The following is a 13524-nucleotide window of genomic DNA, read 5'->3' as shown; positions in this document are numbered from 1 at the left end:
CTGGTCCTTCCGCGGGGGGGCGGCCCGGCCGCCCTCCGCGTGCAGGGGGTCGCGCGGCCGGATCACTCCTCGGGGTCCTTGCGCGGTCGGCCGCGCTTGGGCTGCTCCGCCGCCGAGCCGGGCAGCCTGCCCGCTTCCTTGAGCGCGCGCCGCAGCAGGAACTCGATCTGCGCGTTGGCGCTCCGCAGCTCGTCGCCCGCCCACCTGGTCAGCGCGTCGTGCACCGCCGGGTCGAGTCTGAGCAGGACGCTCTTGCGCTCCACCACGTCGTCCTCAGGTGTACAGCGATCCCGTGTTGACCACGGGCTGGGTCGACCGGTCGCCGCACAGCACGACCAGCAGGTTGGACACCATAGCCGCCTTGCGCTCCTCGTCGAGTTGGACGACGTCGTGCTCGGCGAGCTTCGCCAGCGCCAGCTCCACCATGCCGACCGCACCTTCCACGATCCTCGACCGGGCCGCGACCACGGCCCCGGCCTGCTGCCGCTGGAGCATCGCGTGCGCGATCTCCGGAGCGTAGGCGAGGTGCGTGAGCCGCGACTCGATCACGTGCACGCCCGCCGCCTGCACCCGTGCCGCGATCTCGATCGACAGGGTCTCGGTGATCACGTCGGCGTTCTCCCGCAGCGACAGCCCGGCCTCGTCGTGGTTGTCGTAGGGGTAGCTGTTCGCGATGTGCCGGACGGCCGTCTCGGTCTGGATGCCGACGAACCGCACGAAGTCGTCGACCTCGAACATCGCCCGCGCGGTGTCGTCCACCTGCCACACCACGACCGCGGCGATCTCGATCGGGTTGCCGTCCGCGTCGTTGACCTTGAGCGCCGACGTCTCGTGGTTGCGGATCCTGGTCGACACCTTCTTGCGCGTGGTGAACGGGTTCGCCCACCGCAGGCCGTCCTTGCGGACCGTGCCGACGTACCGCCCGAGGAACTGGAGCACCCGCGCCTCGCCCGGCGCCACGGTGAACAGCCCGCCCATCGTGATCGAGGACGCGGCGACCACGAGCGCGCCCAGGACGATGAGGAAGACGTTCGGGTCGCTCGGCTCGGGGACGATCGCCAGCGCGATGAGCCCACCGCCGACCAGTTCGCCTGCGAGCCCGAGGAAGAACGCCGGGATCCCCGGCAGCCCGTGCGCCTCGCGTTCCCGGATCGCCGGTGCTGGCATCCGTTCCACTATGTCGGTCGTCGCGTTCATCGTCCCCACCCCTTGTCGTCGCCCTGCGTGCTACTAAAGTGATATCACTTTGATAGGGGTGGTCGCAACCTTCGGCTTCCCGGAGCGTCCAAGGTGCATGGGGAACCTCGTCGTGCGCACCGCGCGGGCCGCCGATTCGCAGGCCATCGTCGACATCCACGTCCCGGCCCGCCGCAGCTACTACGCGGGCCACCTCCCGGAGGACGAGCTGCTCGCGTGGGAGCGGGTCGTCCGCGCGACCGGCTACGCCGACCGGATCGACCTGCCCGGCCGCACCTGGCTGTGCGCGGAGGACGACGGCGTCGTCGGCGGGTTCGCGCTGGTCGCGGGCCCGGAACTGCTCCAGCTCCAGGTGGATCCCGCGCTGTGGGGCCGGGGGATCGGCGGCGCGCTGCACGCCACGTGCGTCGACCTCTGGCGAGCGGCGGGCGTGCCGGTCGCGGGCCTGGACGTGTTCGAGCCCAACACCCGAGCCCGCGCCTTCTACACCCGCCACGGCTGGCGCGAGGTCGAACGGGGAGGCGAGCCGCCGCACGTCCGGATGGCCCTCGACCTCTAGGTTCGCCGCCGCGCTTCGGCTACCGTGCGGGAAGCCGCCGCCAGCGGACCCTGTGGAGTTGGCGATGAGGCGAGTTCTTCCAGTGATCCTGTCGGCCGCGCTGATATGCGTGGGCGCGGCCGTACCGGCTTCGGCGGCGGTGGTGCGCGTGACCAGCCTGTCGGCGTTGCAGACCGCGTTGAACAGCGCCGCCCCCGGCGACCGCATCGAACTCGCGGACGGGTCGTACACGGCGAGCAGCGCGATCGCGATCAAGAAGTCCGGCACGTCCTCGGCGCCCATCACCGTGACGGCGGCGAACGTCGGCAAGGCCGAGATCAAGGGCAGCGCCGGCTTCTCGTTCGCGGGCGGGCTGCACGACGTGGTGCTGCAAGGCTTCACCTTGCGGCACGGTGGCGGAGGGCTCAGCGTGCCGGGCGACGCGCACCACCTGCGGATCACCCGCAACTCCGTGCAGCTCAGCGGCGTGCGCGACTGGGTGACCGTGGCCGGTAACGACGTCGAGGTCGACCGCAACACGTTCCAGAACCGCAGCACCGAAGGCGTGTTCCTGCAGATCACCGGGCCCGGCTCGGAGATCGCGCAACGCACCCGCGTGCACCACAACTACTTCTACAACCACACCTTCGCCGGCTCCAACGGTGGTGAGTCCATCCGGCTCGGCTACAGCCACAAGCAGTCCAAGTCGGCGCACGCGGTGATCGAGCTGAACCTGTTCGAGAAGGCCAACGGCGACCCCGAGGCGATCTCGGTGAAGTCCTCGGACAACGTGGTGCGGTACAACACGATCCGCGACAGCACGGGCTACATCGTCCTGCGGCACGGCAACCGCAACCTGGTCGACGGCAACGTCCTGCTCGGCTCCGGCATCCGGTTCCACGGCAACGACCACAAGGTGGTCAACAACTACGTGCAGAACACCGGCGACCGCGCCATCGTGTTCGGCACCGGCAGCGAGGCCGACAGCGGCCCCACCAGCACCGGCCACGACCGCCCTGACCGCGTCACGGTCGCGTTCAACACGCTGATCGGCACCGGCCAGGTCGTGGACAACGACGGCGGCGCGTTCCTGCCGAAGGACTGCGTGTTCGCGAACAACATCGTCCGCGGGACGGCGCAGACCAGGCTGATCGACATCGCGGCCGGGTCGACGGTCCGGTACGAGGGCAACATCGTGTTCGGGGCGACGGCGGGGATCTCCGGCGGCTACCGGAACGTGGACCCCAAGCTGGTCGTGGACGCGGCGGGGTTGTCCCGGCTGTCGGCGGGCAGCCCGGCGATCGACACGGCGGTCGGCAGCTACCCGTACGTGACGACCGACTTCGACCCGCACGCGCGCGCCGGGGCGTTGGACGTGGGGGCGGACGAGTTCGGCGGGACGGTGGCGCGGAAGCCGTTGACGAAGGCGGACGTGGGGCCGTCGGCGGCTTAGAGGAGGCGTTCGGCCAGCGCGGCGACCGCCTGCGCGTCGCAGTCGTCGAGGAGTGCGCGCAGGTTGGTCGCCGCCGTCTCGTTCTTGAAACCCGCCTTCGCCAGAGCTGTGCCCAGGCGAGGTCGTCGTCCTTGGCTTTGGCGAACGTCGTCAAGTGCTTGCGGAGGATGTGCTGGTAGGCGGGCCACCTGGTCACCAGTTCGGCGATGGTGACCAGGTGGCAGGCCTGCCGGACGTCGGGAGTGGTGACGCGCAGGTAGAACTGCCAGACGTTGAGGAGGCGCTTCTCCTCGCGGATCGACTGCTCGGGTTGGGCGGTCAGGCGGCGGTGGAGGTAGGCGCGAACGTCCGGGTGGCGCTCGATCGCGATCACCGCTGCCTCGACCACGGGGAGCGGCAGGACGGACTCGGGTGCGGCGCTGATGGTCGCCGGGACCGCGGTCGCGGTGGCCACGGCGGGTTCGGCGCTCGCGGTGGCCTGGGGTCGGTGCACCGGGCCCAGGTGCTCCTCCAGCACGCGGGTGACGTTGTCGGACGTGGTGCGGGGTAGGCGGATCGGGAGTTGCACGAGCTTGCGGAGGAACGTCCAGCCCGGGCTGGGGTCGTCGGGGTGGGCGACGACCTTGGCGTCGGCGAGTTCCTTGTAGGCGTGGTCGACGTGGGAGGCCACGACGACCGGGTCCAGGCCGAGGACGAACCTGGTGCGGGGCAACGTGTCCGAGAGGAACACGTTGATCGCCTCGAACACCTCTGCGGTGGTCTTCGGGGTGCAGCGGTCGAGGTCGTCCACGAAGACGACGAGTTGGAGGCCGTGCTGCTCCAGGTCGTGGAGGAGTTCGGTCACGTCGTGCTGGACGAGGTAGAGGTAGCCGGACTTGGCGTTGTAGTACGGGTCCGCCACGGGCTGGGCGCTCGCCGTGGCGAGGCTGACCGGGCCCGCGAACAGTTCGCCGGGGAGGAACGCCGAGGCGCGGTCGTAGAGGTAGCGCTTGGCGGTGTGCAGGAGGCCGACGAGAAGGGGCGCGCTGGGGACGGCGATCAGGTACGGCAGGGGGATGGGGAGCTTCGCGAGTTGGGCGACGATCGTGAGGCCCAGCCCGAGGACGCCGAGGGTGAGGAACGGGGAGCGGATGCGCTTCCACAGTTCGCGTTGGGTGTGGCGGCGGTCGACGCGGGCGGTGTTGCGGGTGAACCAGTGGCGTTCGCGGCTGTCCTGGTCGGGCAGGATCGCCTCTTCGACCGCCTGGGTCACGCACTTCGCCAACCCGGCCCAGACCTGTTCGCTGGACTGGTGTCGCCACGGGTTGAAGGTGGCGACGACCGACGCGGTGAGGGGGACCTCTCGCGAAGTGTGGGGCGGGGGACGGCGTAGGAGGCGATCGGCCTGCCACACGCGGAGCCGCTTGCCGGGTTTGGTGGGCACGGCGGTGGTGAGGCGGGCTTTCACCAGTTCCAGCAGGGTGCTCTTGCCCGAACCCCACGGGCCCTCGATGGTGAGGACGTTGGGGCCCACGTCGGAATCGGTGGTGGAAGCCGGACGCAGGAGTTCGGCCGTGGTGCCGACGAACGCCTCGCGGCCGAGCAGGTCCACCGAAGCGGTCCGGTCGCCGAACCCACGGGTGAGCACCGGACCCAGACGGGTCGAGGGATACCCGAGGTCCCAGACCTCGATGACTCCCTGGTTCCCGGCCGAGACGACGCGAGGACCGCTGTCGGCCCCGACGATGTGGGTCAGCGCCCGAACTCGGCCCGAGGGAACGAAGATCCTCGTCTGCTCGCCGGTGTCGGGATCCCACAGGCGGATGGTGCCGCCGTCGCTCGCCGAGGCGATCAGGTGCTTCCCGTCGGCCAGGGTGATCGGCTCCAGGGCGGTCACCCTGGTCCGGTGACCTGCCAGCCGGCGGACCACCTTGCCCGAGGCCAGGTCTCGCACCACGAGGGTGTCATCGGCTCCGCAGGTCACGAGGTGGTCTCCCACCGAGGCGACGAGGCGGATACCGGCCGAGCCGTCGAGGAACCGGGCGACTCCGTTGGACACCACGGCCAGCCCGGATTCGTGAGCGATCACGAATCCGGTACTCGTGGCCGCCACCGAAGTGGCAGGTGGCAAGACCGGGTCCGAGGGGAGCGAGAGCGATCCGTCGCCGAACAGCACCATGATCCGCGGAGCGGGCGATTCGCCGTGCAGCGCCAAGTCCAGGATCGGTTTGTGCATCCGGGTGCGGATGAGGACGTCGAACGTGGTCGAGTCCCACGTCCGCAGGATCCGGTCATCGCCCGCGGACACCAGCCGGGAACTCTTGTTGGTCCGGACCACCGTCGCAGGCCCGGTGTGATCGAGGAGTTCGCCGCGTGAGGTCCCGGTGCGGGCGTCCAGGAGCCTGATCATGCCGCTGCCGCACGCCGCCGCGATCACGGGTGTGCCGTCGGAGGCGGTGAACGAGGCGAGGCTGAACACCGCGTCGCCCGTGTCGATCCGCAGTACCGGCGAAGGCTCCATGTGACCATTTTGGCCCCGCTGGTCACCCCGTGTGACCGGTTCGGGGAAGCTGCGATGTTTCCGGCGGGTTTCCGTCCTGGACTTCCCCAGCTCCAGGTAGTGCGCAAACGGCACTTCGCGGGTCAGTATGTCGACCATGGAACGTCGAACTCGCACCTCAGCACTGCGGCGTAGTCCTGCCGTGGCGGTTCCGCGGACGGGCAAGTTGTTCGACGGGTACCTGAATCCCGATCGGCCGCACGCGGGTGCGTACGACGAGATGTTCAACGCCGACGGTGGGGTGCGGTCGGCTTATCGGGCGTTGCACGAGTCGATCGCGCCGTCCGAGGTGGAGGACCTGACGGCGCGGTCCGAGGCTCTTGGGCGGGCGTTCGTGGACCAGGGGATCACGTTCTCGTTGTCCGGGCAGGAGCGGCCGTTCCCGCTGGACCTGATCCCGCGGATCCTGACCGCGTCGGAGTGGACGAAGCTGGAGCGCGGCATCGTGCAGCGGGTGCGCGCGATGGAGATGTTCCTGGCCGACATCTACGGGGACGCGCAGATCGTCCGCGACGGGGTGCTGCCGCGGCGGTTGATCACGTCCTGCGAGCACTTCCACCGGGAGGCGGCCGGGATCAACCCGCCGAACGGGGTGCGGATCCACGTGTCCGGCGTCGACCTGGTGCGGGACGAGGACGGGGTGTTCCGCGTCCTGGAGGACAACCTGCGGTGCCCGTCCGGGGTGTCGTACGTGATGGAGAACCGGCGCACGATGGCGCGGGTGTTCCCCGACCTGTTCGCGCGGCACCGGGTCCGCGCGGTCGGCGACTACGCCGTGCACCTGCTGCGGGCGCTGCGCAACGCCGCCGCGCCGAACGCGGCCGATCCGAACGTGGTGGTGCTGACGCCCGGCGTGGCGAACTCGGCCTACTTCGAGCACTCGCTGCTGGCCCGCCAGATGGGCGTGGAACTGGTCGAGGGGCGGGACCTGTTCTGCCGCGACAACCTCGTCTACCTGCGGACCACCGAAGGCGAGCGGCAGGTGGACGTGATCTACCGCCGCATCGACGACGACTTCCTCGACCCGGTGCACCTGCGGCCCGACTCGGTGCTCGGCGTGGCGGGCATCCTCAACGCGGCGCGGGCGGGCAACGTCGTCATCGCCAACGCGATGGGCAACGGGGTCGCCGACGACAAGCTCGTCTACACCTACATGCCGGAGATCGTGCAGTACTACCTCGGCGAGAAGCCGCTGCTGCCGAACGTGGACACGTTCCGCTGCTGGCTGCCCGACGAGTGCGCCTACGTGCTCGACCACCTCGACGAGCTGGTGGTGAAACCGGTCGAGGGCTCCGGCGGGTACGGGATCGTGTTCGGGCCGTACGCGACGCAGAAGGAGCTGAACTCCCTGCGCAAGCGGATCAGGCTGAACCCGCGGGGGTGGATCGCGCAGCCCGTGGTGCAGCTGTCGACGGTGCCGACGAAGATCGGCGACCGGCTGGTGCCCCGCCACGTGGACCTGCGGCCGTTCGCGGTCAACGACGGCAACTTCATCTTCGTGCTGCCCGGCGGGTTGACGCGGGTCGCGCTGCCCGAGGGCAGCCTGGTGGTGAACTCGTCGCAGGGCGGCGGGTCCAAGGACACGTGGGTGCTCGCGCCCCGGTCGTCCACCGTGGAGCGCGAACTGGCCGAGCCCGGCCTGGCCGGTGCGGAGAAGCTCGCCGCCATCGCCGCCGAGCAGGGGCCCGAGCTGACGAACTCCCAGCAACAGCAGCAACAACAGCAGCAGCTGTCGCACCGGACCGAGGAGGCCTGATGCTCGCTCGCAACGCGGAGTCGCTGTACTGGATCGGCCGGTACGTCGAACGCGCGGACGACACGGCGCGGATCCTCGACGTGTCGGTGCACCAGTTGCTGGAGGACGCGACCGTCGACCCGGACGCGACCAGCCGCCAGCTCCTCGCCGTGCTCGGCATCGCGCCGCCGGACGACGGCAAGGTGCTCGACGTGTGGTCGCTGACCGAGCTGGTGGCGTACTCCGGCGAGAACGCCGGGTCGATCGTGGCGTCGGTGAACAGCGCCCGCGAGAACACCAAGGGCGCTCGCGAGGTCGTGTCGAGCGAGATGTGGGAGTGCCTCAACACGATGTACAACGCGGTCCCGGAGCGGCAGCGCTACGCCCGCACGGTCGGTCCGCACGCGTTCTTCTCGTTCGTCGAGGAGCGCGCGGCGATGTTCGCGGGCCTGGCCGACTCGACGATGAGCCGCGACGACGGCTGGCGGTTCCTGGTGCTCGGCCGGTCCGTCGAGCGCGTCGACATGATCGTCCGGCTGCTGCTCTCGCGCGTCGGTGACAAGGCGTCCTCGCCGGGTTGGGTCACGGTGCTGCGCTCGGCCGGTGCGCACGACACGTACCTCCGCACCTACCGGGGCGCGCTGGACGCGGGCCGGGTCGTGCAGTTCCTGCTGCTCGACCGGCTGTTCCCGCGCTCGGTGTTCCACGCGCTGAGGCAGGCCGAGTCGTGCCTGGAGCACCTCGACCACCAGCCCAGCGTGCGGGTCGGCGCGCGCGCCGAGGCGCTGCGACTGCTCGGGCAGGCGCGCAGCGACCTGGAGTTCCTCCGGCCGCACGACCTCCTGGAGGACCTGCCGCGCCGGTTGAAGGCGTTGCAGGCGACCGTCCGCGACGTCGGCGAGGCCGTGTCGCTCCAGTACTTCCACTCCGTGCCCTGGGTGGCGTGGACCAACGCGAAGGTGACCTCATGAGCTGGCGCGTGCGGGTGGTGCACACCACCGGGTACCGGTACGACCAGCCGGTCACCCAGTCCTACAACGAGGCGCGGCTGACCCCGCGCGGCGACCGGCGGCAGAACGTCGTCGTCAGCCGGGTCGAGACGACACCCGCGACCAGGGCCTACCGGTACACCGACTACTGGGGCACCGAGGTCACCTCGTTCGACCTGCACGCGCCGCACCTGGAGCTGAAGGTCGTCGCGTCGTCCGTCGTGGAGACCGGCGAGGACAACGAGCCGGTCCGCACCGGGAGCTGGGGCGACCTGAAGGCCGACGCGCTGGTCGACCGGTACACCGAGTTCCTCGACTGGACGTCGTACGTGCCCAAGGACAAGGAGCTGGCGGCCGTCGCGCGGGAGCTGCGCAAGGGCGCGAGCCCGGCCGACGCGGTGCTGGCCGTGTGCCACTGGGTGCACGAGCAGCTCAAGTACCAGCCCGGCACGACCGGCGTGCACAGCTCGGCGACCGACGCGTGGCGGGCCCGCGAGGGCGTCTGCCAGGACTTCGCGCACCTCACGCTGGTGCTGCTGCGGTCCATGGGCATCCCGTCGCGGTACGTCTCCGGCTACCTGCACACCAAGCCGGACGGGGCCGTGCGGGAGACCGTGCGCGGCGAGAGCCACGCGTGGATCGAGGCGTGGACGGGCGGCTGGTGGGGGTACGACCCGACCAACGCGATCCCGGTCGGCAAGAGGCACATCTGGGTGGCCCTGGGCAGGGACTACGCCGACGTGGCTCCCCTCAAGGGCACCTACTCGGGCGGGGCGGCGTCCGCGCTGGACGTGACCGTGGAAGTTACCCGTTTGGCTTGAACCCCTACGACGCCCCATCCGTAGTCCGGAACATGCGCCTCCTTCGGTCTGCTGCCGCGTCGCTGATCGTCGTCTTCGCCGCGCTCGTCCTGCCTCTGGCCGGAACCGCGATCGGCCAGCCGGTGAACACCGATGTCGAACAAACCCAGTGGGGGCCGCTCGACGCGGCGGCCCGTGACATGTTGGTGAAAGTCCGCCTCGCGGGCCTGTGGGAGGGCCCGGCCGGCCAGATGGGGGTGGAGAAGTCGGCCAACCCCCTCGTGCAGGAGGCCGGGCGGCACCTGATCGAAGGGCACACGGACCTCGACGCCCGCGTGATCGAGCTGGGCAAGATGCTCAACGTCACGCTGCCCACGGCGCCGAACTCCGACCAGCAGGGCTGGCTGCGCGAGATGACGCAGGCCCCCGCGGGCAGCGAGGAGTTCGACAAGGTCTACGCCAACCGGCTGCGCGCCGCGCACGGCAAGGTGTACATCGTCCTGTCGCAGGTCCGGGCGGGCACCCGCAACACCCTGATCCGCGACTTCGCCGACGTCTGCATGCGGACGGTGCTGGACCACATCACCGTGTTGGAGAAGACCGGCAAGGTCGACTTCACCGACACCAAGAACATCCCGATCGCGACCGTCGCGCCGGCGGCGGGCGCGGCGGCCCCGCAGGTCAAGGCCGCCATCGGGCCCGAGATGAGCATGCCGCTGATCGTCGTGATCGGCGGTGTCCTGATCGTCGTGACCCTCGTCGGGCTCCGGATGCTCCTCGGCGGCCGCGCCCGGCAGAAGTTCCGCGGCTAGCGCCCCTCTACCAGCGGTTCGACGTCCCGCTGGTCGGATTCCCCCACGCCTCGCCCGGCGCGGGGGAATCCGACCGGTCGGGGGTCAGCTCCAGCCGTGGAGCTTGCGCAGCACGTCGACGACCACGCCGAACCTCTCCGGCTCCAGCACGGAGCCCTCGCGGCGGATGTCACCCTCGTCCAGCTCGAACACCCGGTCCAGCCGCAGGTAGGAGTGCCGCCCGTCGCGGTCCCACTGCCCGGAGCCGAGGTCCAGCCAGTCGTCCAGCTCGTTGTCCGACGGCTCCTTGCTGGACAGCATCAGGCCCAGCAGCGACCGGTGGTGCCTGCCCACCACCAGCAGGGGCCGGTCCTTCCCGCGGTGGGGGTCCTCCTCGTAGGGCACCCACGCCCACACGATCTCGCCCGGATCGGCCAAGCCGTCCAGGTCGGGGGAGTACTCCAGGGTGGCGGCGACAGCGGCCGAGTGCACCTCGCGGACCGCGCCCTTCTCCGGGCGGGCGTCCTCTCCATTTGCGAACACCGGCAGAGCTTATGGCCCCCGTCTCACGTGAGCAGGTAAAAGCGGTTGCCCGCGCCATGAGATGATGTGGTGTCCCCCGTCCTAATGCGCGAGGAACTTGAGTGAGCACGTTCGCCGACAAGACGTTCACGCCTCCGGAGCTCATCCGGAACTTCTGCATCATCGCCCACATCGACCACGGCAAGTCGACCCTGGCCGATCGGATGCTGCAGATCACCGGCGTCGTCGACCCGAGGTTGATGCGCGCCCAGTACCTGGACCGCATGGACATCGAGCGCGAGCGCGGCATCACGATCAAGGCGCAGAACGTGCGCCTGCCGTGGCAGATCGACGACAAGCCGCACGTGCTCCACATGATCGACACGCCGGGCCACGTGGACTTCACCTACGAGGTGTCCCGAGCGCTGGAGGCCTGCGAGGGCGCCGTGCTGCTGGTGGACGCCGCGCAGGGCATCGAGGCCCAGACGCTGGCCAACCTGTACCTGGCGCTGGAGAACGACCTCGCGGTCATCCCGGTGCTGAACAAGATCGACCTCCCGGCGGCCGACCCGGACAAGTACGCCAAGGAGATCGCGCACATCGTCGGGTGCGACCCCGACGAGGTGCTGCGGGTCTCGGCGAAGACCGGGTTCGGCGTCAAGGAGCTGCTCGACGAGGTCGTGCTGAAGGTGCCGCCGCCCGTCGGCGACGCCGACGCGCCGGCCCGCGCGATGATCTTCGACTCGGTCTACGACACCTACCGCGGCGTGGTGACCTACATCCGCGTCGTGGACGGCAAGATCACCCCGCGCGAGCGGATCAAGATGATGTCCACGGGCGCCATCCACGAGATCCTCGAGGTCGGCATCATCTCGCCCGAGCCCAAGGCCAGCGTTGGCCTCGGCGTCGGCGAGGTGGGCTACCTGATCACCGGCGTGAAGGACGTCCGCCAGTCGAAGGTCGGCGACACCGTCACCTCCGAGCGCAAGGGCGCGACCGAGCCGCTCGCGGGCTACCGCGAGCCGCGGCCGATGGTCTACTCGGGCCTCTACCCGGTCGACGGCTCGGACTACCCGGAGCTGCGCGAGGCGCTGGACAAGCTCCAGCTCAACGACGCCTCGCTCGCCTACGAGCCGGAGACGTCGGCGGCGCTGGGCTTCGGCTTCCGCTGCGGCTTCCTCGGCCTGCTGCACCTGGAGATCACCCGCGACCGGCTGGAGCGCGAGTTCGGGCTCGACCTGATCTCGACGGCCCCGAACGTGGTCTACCGCGTGGTCATGGAGGACGGTCGGGAGCACGTCGTGACCAACCCGTCCGACTGGCCGGACGGCAAGATGGCCGACATCTTCGAGCCGGTCACCAAGTGCACGATCATCTCGCCCAGCGACTACATCGGCGCGATCATGGAGCTGTGCCAGTCCAAGCGCGGCCAGCTCGGCGGCATGGACTACCTGTCCGAGGACCGCGTGGAGCTGCGCTACACGATGCCCATGGGCGAGATCATCTTCGACTTCTTCGACAACCTGAAGTCCCGCACCCGCGGCTACGCGTCGCTGGACTACGAGGAGTCGGGCGAGCAGAGCTCGGAGCTGGTCAAGGTCGACATCCTGTTGCAGGGCGAGGCCGTCGACGCGTTCAGCGCCATCTGCCACAAGGACTCCGCCTACGGCTACGGCACGCGGATGGCGTCCAAGCTGCGCGAGCTGATCCCGCGCCAGCAGTTCGAGATCCCGATCCAGGCCGCCATCGGCTCACGGGTGATCGCGCGCGAGAACATCCGCGCGATCCGCAAGGACGTCCTCGCCAAGTGCTACGGCGGTGACATCACCCGCAAGCGGAAGCTGCTGGAGAAGCAGAAGGTCGGCAAGAAGCGGATGAAGATGGTGGGGCGCGTGGAGGTGCCGCAGGAGGCCTTCGTGGCGGCGCTGTCGACCGACGACGACAAGAAGAAGAAGTAGTAGCCGCAAGGAACCGGAAGCGCCGTACGCCCACCGCGTGCGGCGCTTCTGCGTTTTCGGGGGAGTCGGGAATGACGAAGGCCACCCTCGGCAGCGTTGCCGGGGTGGCCTCTGGGTGAGCGTCGAACTGGCTGTCAGATCGCGGCCTCGACCTCAGGCGCGCAGACGCGTTCGACGGTGAACGGTCTTGCCGGTCAGCTTCCGGTGCGGATGATCCGCTCCATCGACTGGGAGTGCAGGATCGCCTTGATCTCGGCGGTGTCCTTCGAGTCGTGCCGGGCCAGGATGGCGTCCAGGTCCAGCCGCTCGCTCGGGGTGGTGTAGCTGGCCAACTGCCGCTCGAGGCTCTGGCGGCGCCTGCGGGCCGCGCGGCGGCTCGACAGGGTGGCCCGCAGGGTCCTGATGGTGGCGGTGGGGTGTGTCATCTCGTCCTTCGACTAGTGGTACTCGATCTTCTGGCACCACCCATCCTTCACCTTTTTCCGCGCAAGTGCATCGATTCAGAGGGTGATCTGTCTCGCATGCCGCCGTTACCTGTGGTATACGGCACGGTCACCCGTTCTCGTAATAATCCAGCAGCCGCAGGGCCGTCTCGTACTTGTCGCGCAGGCGCTCCCGCTCGGACGGTTCGAGCAGCGCGGTGCGGTCCGGCGACAGGTTGTCGCCGATGTCCGCGCGCTTCACCACGAGCGCGATCGGGTCCGCCGCGACCCTGGCCAGGTAGGCGTGCTGCGGCTCGTCCGGGAAGTGCGTCAACGCCTCCACGGCCCGCACCACGACCGTCGGGCACTCCAGTTCGACGAGTTCGTCCAGCGTCACGGTCGTGTCCTCGACGACGTCGTGCAGCACGGCCGCCATCTGCTCGGCGACGCCGTCGACGCGGGTCATGACCCGCAGCGGGTGGTCGATGTAGGGGTTGCCGGACTTGTCGATCTGGCCCTCGTGCGCTCGGCGGGCGAGGTTGACGGCATCCGGCAGCGTGAACGTCATGATCTTCCTCCG

The 13524-nt window shown here is 69.6% G+C and carries 12 protein-coding genes and 1 pseudogene; 7 read left to right on the top strand and 6 right to left on the bottom strand.

From position 1 onward, the window contains the following. Positions 1–62: 62 nt before the first annotated feature. A complete protein-coding gene (locus ACFWW9_RS17255) occupies positions 63–266 on the bottom strand; it encodes a hypothetical protein (protein WP_390378016.1) in 204 nt (67 codons plus the stop codon). Between the two features lie 7 nt (positions 267–273). Continuing rightward, positions 274–1167, bottom strand: coding sequence for an SPFH domain-containing protein (locus ACFWW9_RS17250; protein ID WP_390378013.1), 894 nt, complete (start codon positions 1165–1167; stop codon positions 274–276). A gap of 127 nt (positions 1168–1294) precedes the next feature. Between ACFWW9_RS17250 and ACFWW9_RS17245 the strand changes: the two genes are divergently transcribed. Both ACFWW9_RS17245 and ACFWW9_RS17240 read left to right on the top strand, forming a co-directional pair. Continuing rightward, on the top strand, positions 1295–1756 hold the full coding sequence (locus tag ACFWW9_RS17245; protein WP_390378010.1) for a GNAT family N-acetyltransferase: 462 nt from the start codon (positions 1295–1297) through the stop codon (positions 1754–1756). Between the two features lie 64 nt (positions 1757–1820). After that, complete coding sequence (locus ACFWW9_RS17240) at positions 1821–3188, top strand: polysaccharide lyase 6 family protein (RefSeq protein ID WP_390378008.1); 1368 nt, start codon at positions 1821–1823, stop codon at positions 3186–3188. 499 nt (positions 3189–3687) lie between these two features. Here the strand turns inward: ACFWW9_RS17240 and ACFWW9_RS17235 are convergent. Further along, a pseudogene (locus tag ACFWW9_RS17235) lies at positions 3688–5346 on the bottom strand (P-loop NTPase fold protein); the annotation flags it as partial. Between the two features lie 478 nt (positions 5347–5824). Between ACFWW9_RS17235 and ACFWW9_RS17230 the strand changes: the two are divergent. Genes ACFWW9_RS17230 through ACFWW9_RS17215 form a run of 4 tightly spaced genes read left to right on the top strand, consistent with a single transcriptional unit; the run spans position 5825 to position 10063 of the window. Further along, positions 5825–7483: a circularly permuted type 2 ATP-grasp protein gene (locus tag ACFWW9_RS17230; protein WP_390378005.1), complete on the top strand. Its 1659-nt coding sequence runs from the start codon at positions 5825–5827 to the stop codon at positions 7481–7483. Then, a complete protein-coding gene (locus tag ACFWW9_RS17225) occupies positions 7483–8433 on the top strand; it encodes an alpha-E domain-containing protein (protein ID WP_390378002.1) in 951 nt (316 codons plus the stop codon). The genes ACFWW9_RS17230 and ACFWW9_RS17225 overlap by 1 nt, the downstream gene beginning before the upstream one ends. Continuing rightward, complete coding sequence (locus ACFWW9_RS17220; protein WP_390377999.1) at positions 8430–9272, top strand: transglutaminase domain-containing protein; 843 nt, start codon at positions 8430–8432, stop codon at positions 9270–9272. Before ACFWW9_RS17225 ends, ACFWW9_RS17220 begins: the two co-directional genes overlap by 4 nt. Before the next feature lie 32 nt (positions 9273–9304). Next, entirely contained in the window at positions 9305–10063 is a 759-nt protein-coding gene (locus ACFWW9_RS17215; RefSeq protein ID WP_390377996.1) for a DUF4142 domain-containing protein, read from the top strand. An 84-nt stretch (positions 10064–10147) separates the two neighbouring features. On the opposite strand, the gene ACFWW9_RS17210 is transcribed toward ACFWW9_RS17215, so the two are convergent. Continuing rightward, the gene (locus tag ACFWW9_RS17210) at positions 10148–10585 is read right to left on the bottom strand and encodes a type II toxin-antitoxin system PemK/MazF family toxin (protein ID WP_390377993.1); all 438 of its coding nucleotides are present in this window, start codon (positions 10583–10585) and stop codon (positions 10148–10150) included. Between the two features lie 101 nt (positions 10586–10686). Between ACFWW9_RS17210 and lepA the strand changes: the two genes are divergently transcribed. Beyond that, the gene (gene lepA / locus ACFWW9_RS17205) at positions 10687–12522 is read left to right on the top strand and encodes a translation elongation factor 4 (protein ID WP_390377989.1); all 1836 of its coding nucleotides are present in this window, start codon (positions 10687–10689) and stop codon (positions 12520–12522) included. A 194-nt stretch (positions 12523–12716) separates the two neighbouring features. Here lepA and ACFWW9_RS17200 read toward each other — a convergent pair whose 3' ends face one another. Both ACFWW9_RS17200 and ACFWW9_RS17195 read right to left on the bottom strand, forming a co-directional pair. Continuing rightward, on the bottom strand, positions 12717–12947 hold the full coding sequence (locus tag ACFWW9_RS17200; protein WP_390377986.1) for a hypothetical protein: 231 nt from the start codon (positions 12945–12947) through the stop codon (positions 12717–12719). 127 nt (positions 12948–13074) lie between these two features. Continuing rightward, positions 13075–13512 (bottom strand): HD domain-containing protein, encoded by a 438-nt coding sequence (locus tag ACFWW9_RS17195; protein WP_390377983.1) that lies wholly within the window; start codon positions 13510–13512, stop codon positions 13075–13077. Between the last annotated feature and the right edge of the window lie 12 nt (positions 13513–13524).

This window comes from Umezawaea sp. NPDC059074 (assembly GCF_042738955.1).
Taxonomy (GTDB): domain Bacteria; phylum Actinomycetota; class Actinomycetes; order Mycobacteriales; family Pseudonocardiaceae; genus Umezawaea.
This window is presented reverse-complemented; position numbering and strand designations above follow the sequence as displayed.

Excerpts from the sequence above, each read along its gene's own strand:
- ACFWW9_RS17250 (WP_390378013.1), bottom strand. The coding sequence starts at position 1,167 with ATGCCAGCACCGGCGATCCGGGAACGCGAGGCGCACGGGCTGCCGGGG.
- ACFWW9_RS17225 (WP_390378002.1), top strand. The coding sequence starts at position 7,483 with ATGCTCGCTCGCAACGCGGAGTCGCTGTACTGGATCGGCCGGTACGTC.
- ACFWW9_RS17230 (WP_390378005.1), top strand. The coding sequence starts at position 5,825 with ATGGAACGTCGAACTCGCACCTCAGCACTGCGGCGTAGTCCTGCCGTG.
- ACFWW9_RS17240 (WP_390378008.1), top strand. The coding sequence starts at position 1,821 with ATGAGGCGAGTTCTTCCAGTGATCCTGTCGGCCGCGCTGATATGCGTG.
- ACFWW9_RS17215 (WP_390377996.1), top strand. The coding sequence starts at position 9,305 with ATGCGCCTCCTTCGGTCTGCTGCCGCGTCGCTGATCGTCGTCTTCGCC.
- ACFWW9_RS17220 (WP_390377999.1), top strand. The coding sequence starts at position 8,430 with ATGAGCTGGCGCGTGCGGGTGGTGCACACCACCGGGTACCGGTACGAC.
- ACFWW9_RS17200 (WP_390377986.1), bottom strand. The coding sequence starts at position 12,947 with ATGACACACCCCACCGCCACCATCAGGACCCTGCGGGCCACCCTGTCG.
- ACFWW9_RS17245 (WP_390378010.1), top strand. The coding sequence starts at position 1,295 with ATGGGGAACCTCGTCGTGCGCACCGCGCGGGCCGCCGATTCGCAGGCC.
- ACFWW9_RS17195 (WP_390377983.1), bottom strand. The coding sequence starts at position 13,512 with ATGACGTTCACGCTGCCGGATGCCGTCAACCTCGCCCGCCGAGCGCAC.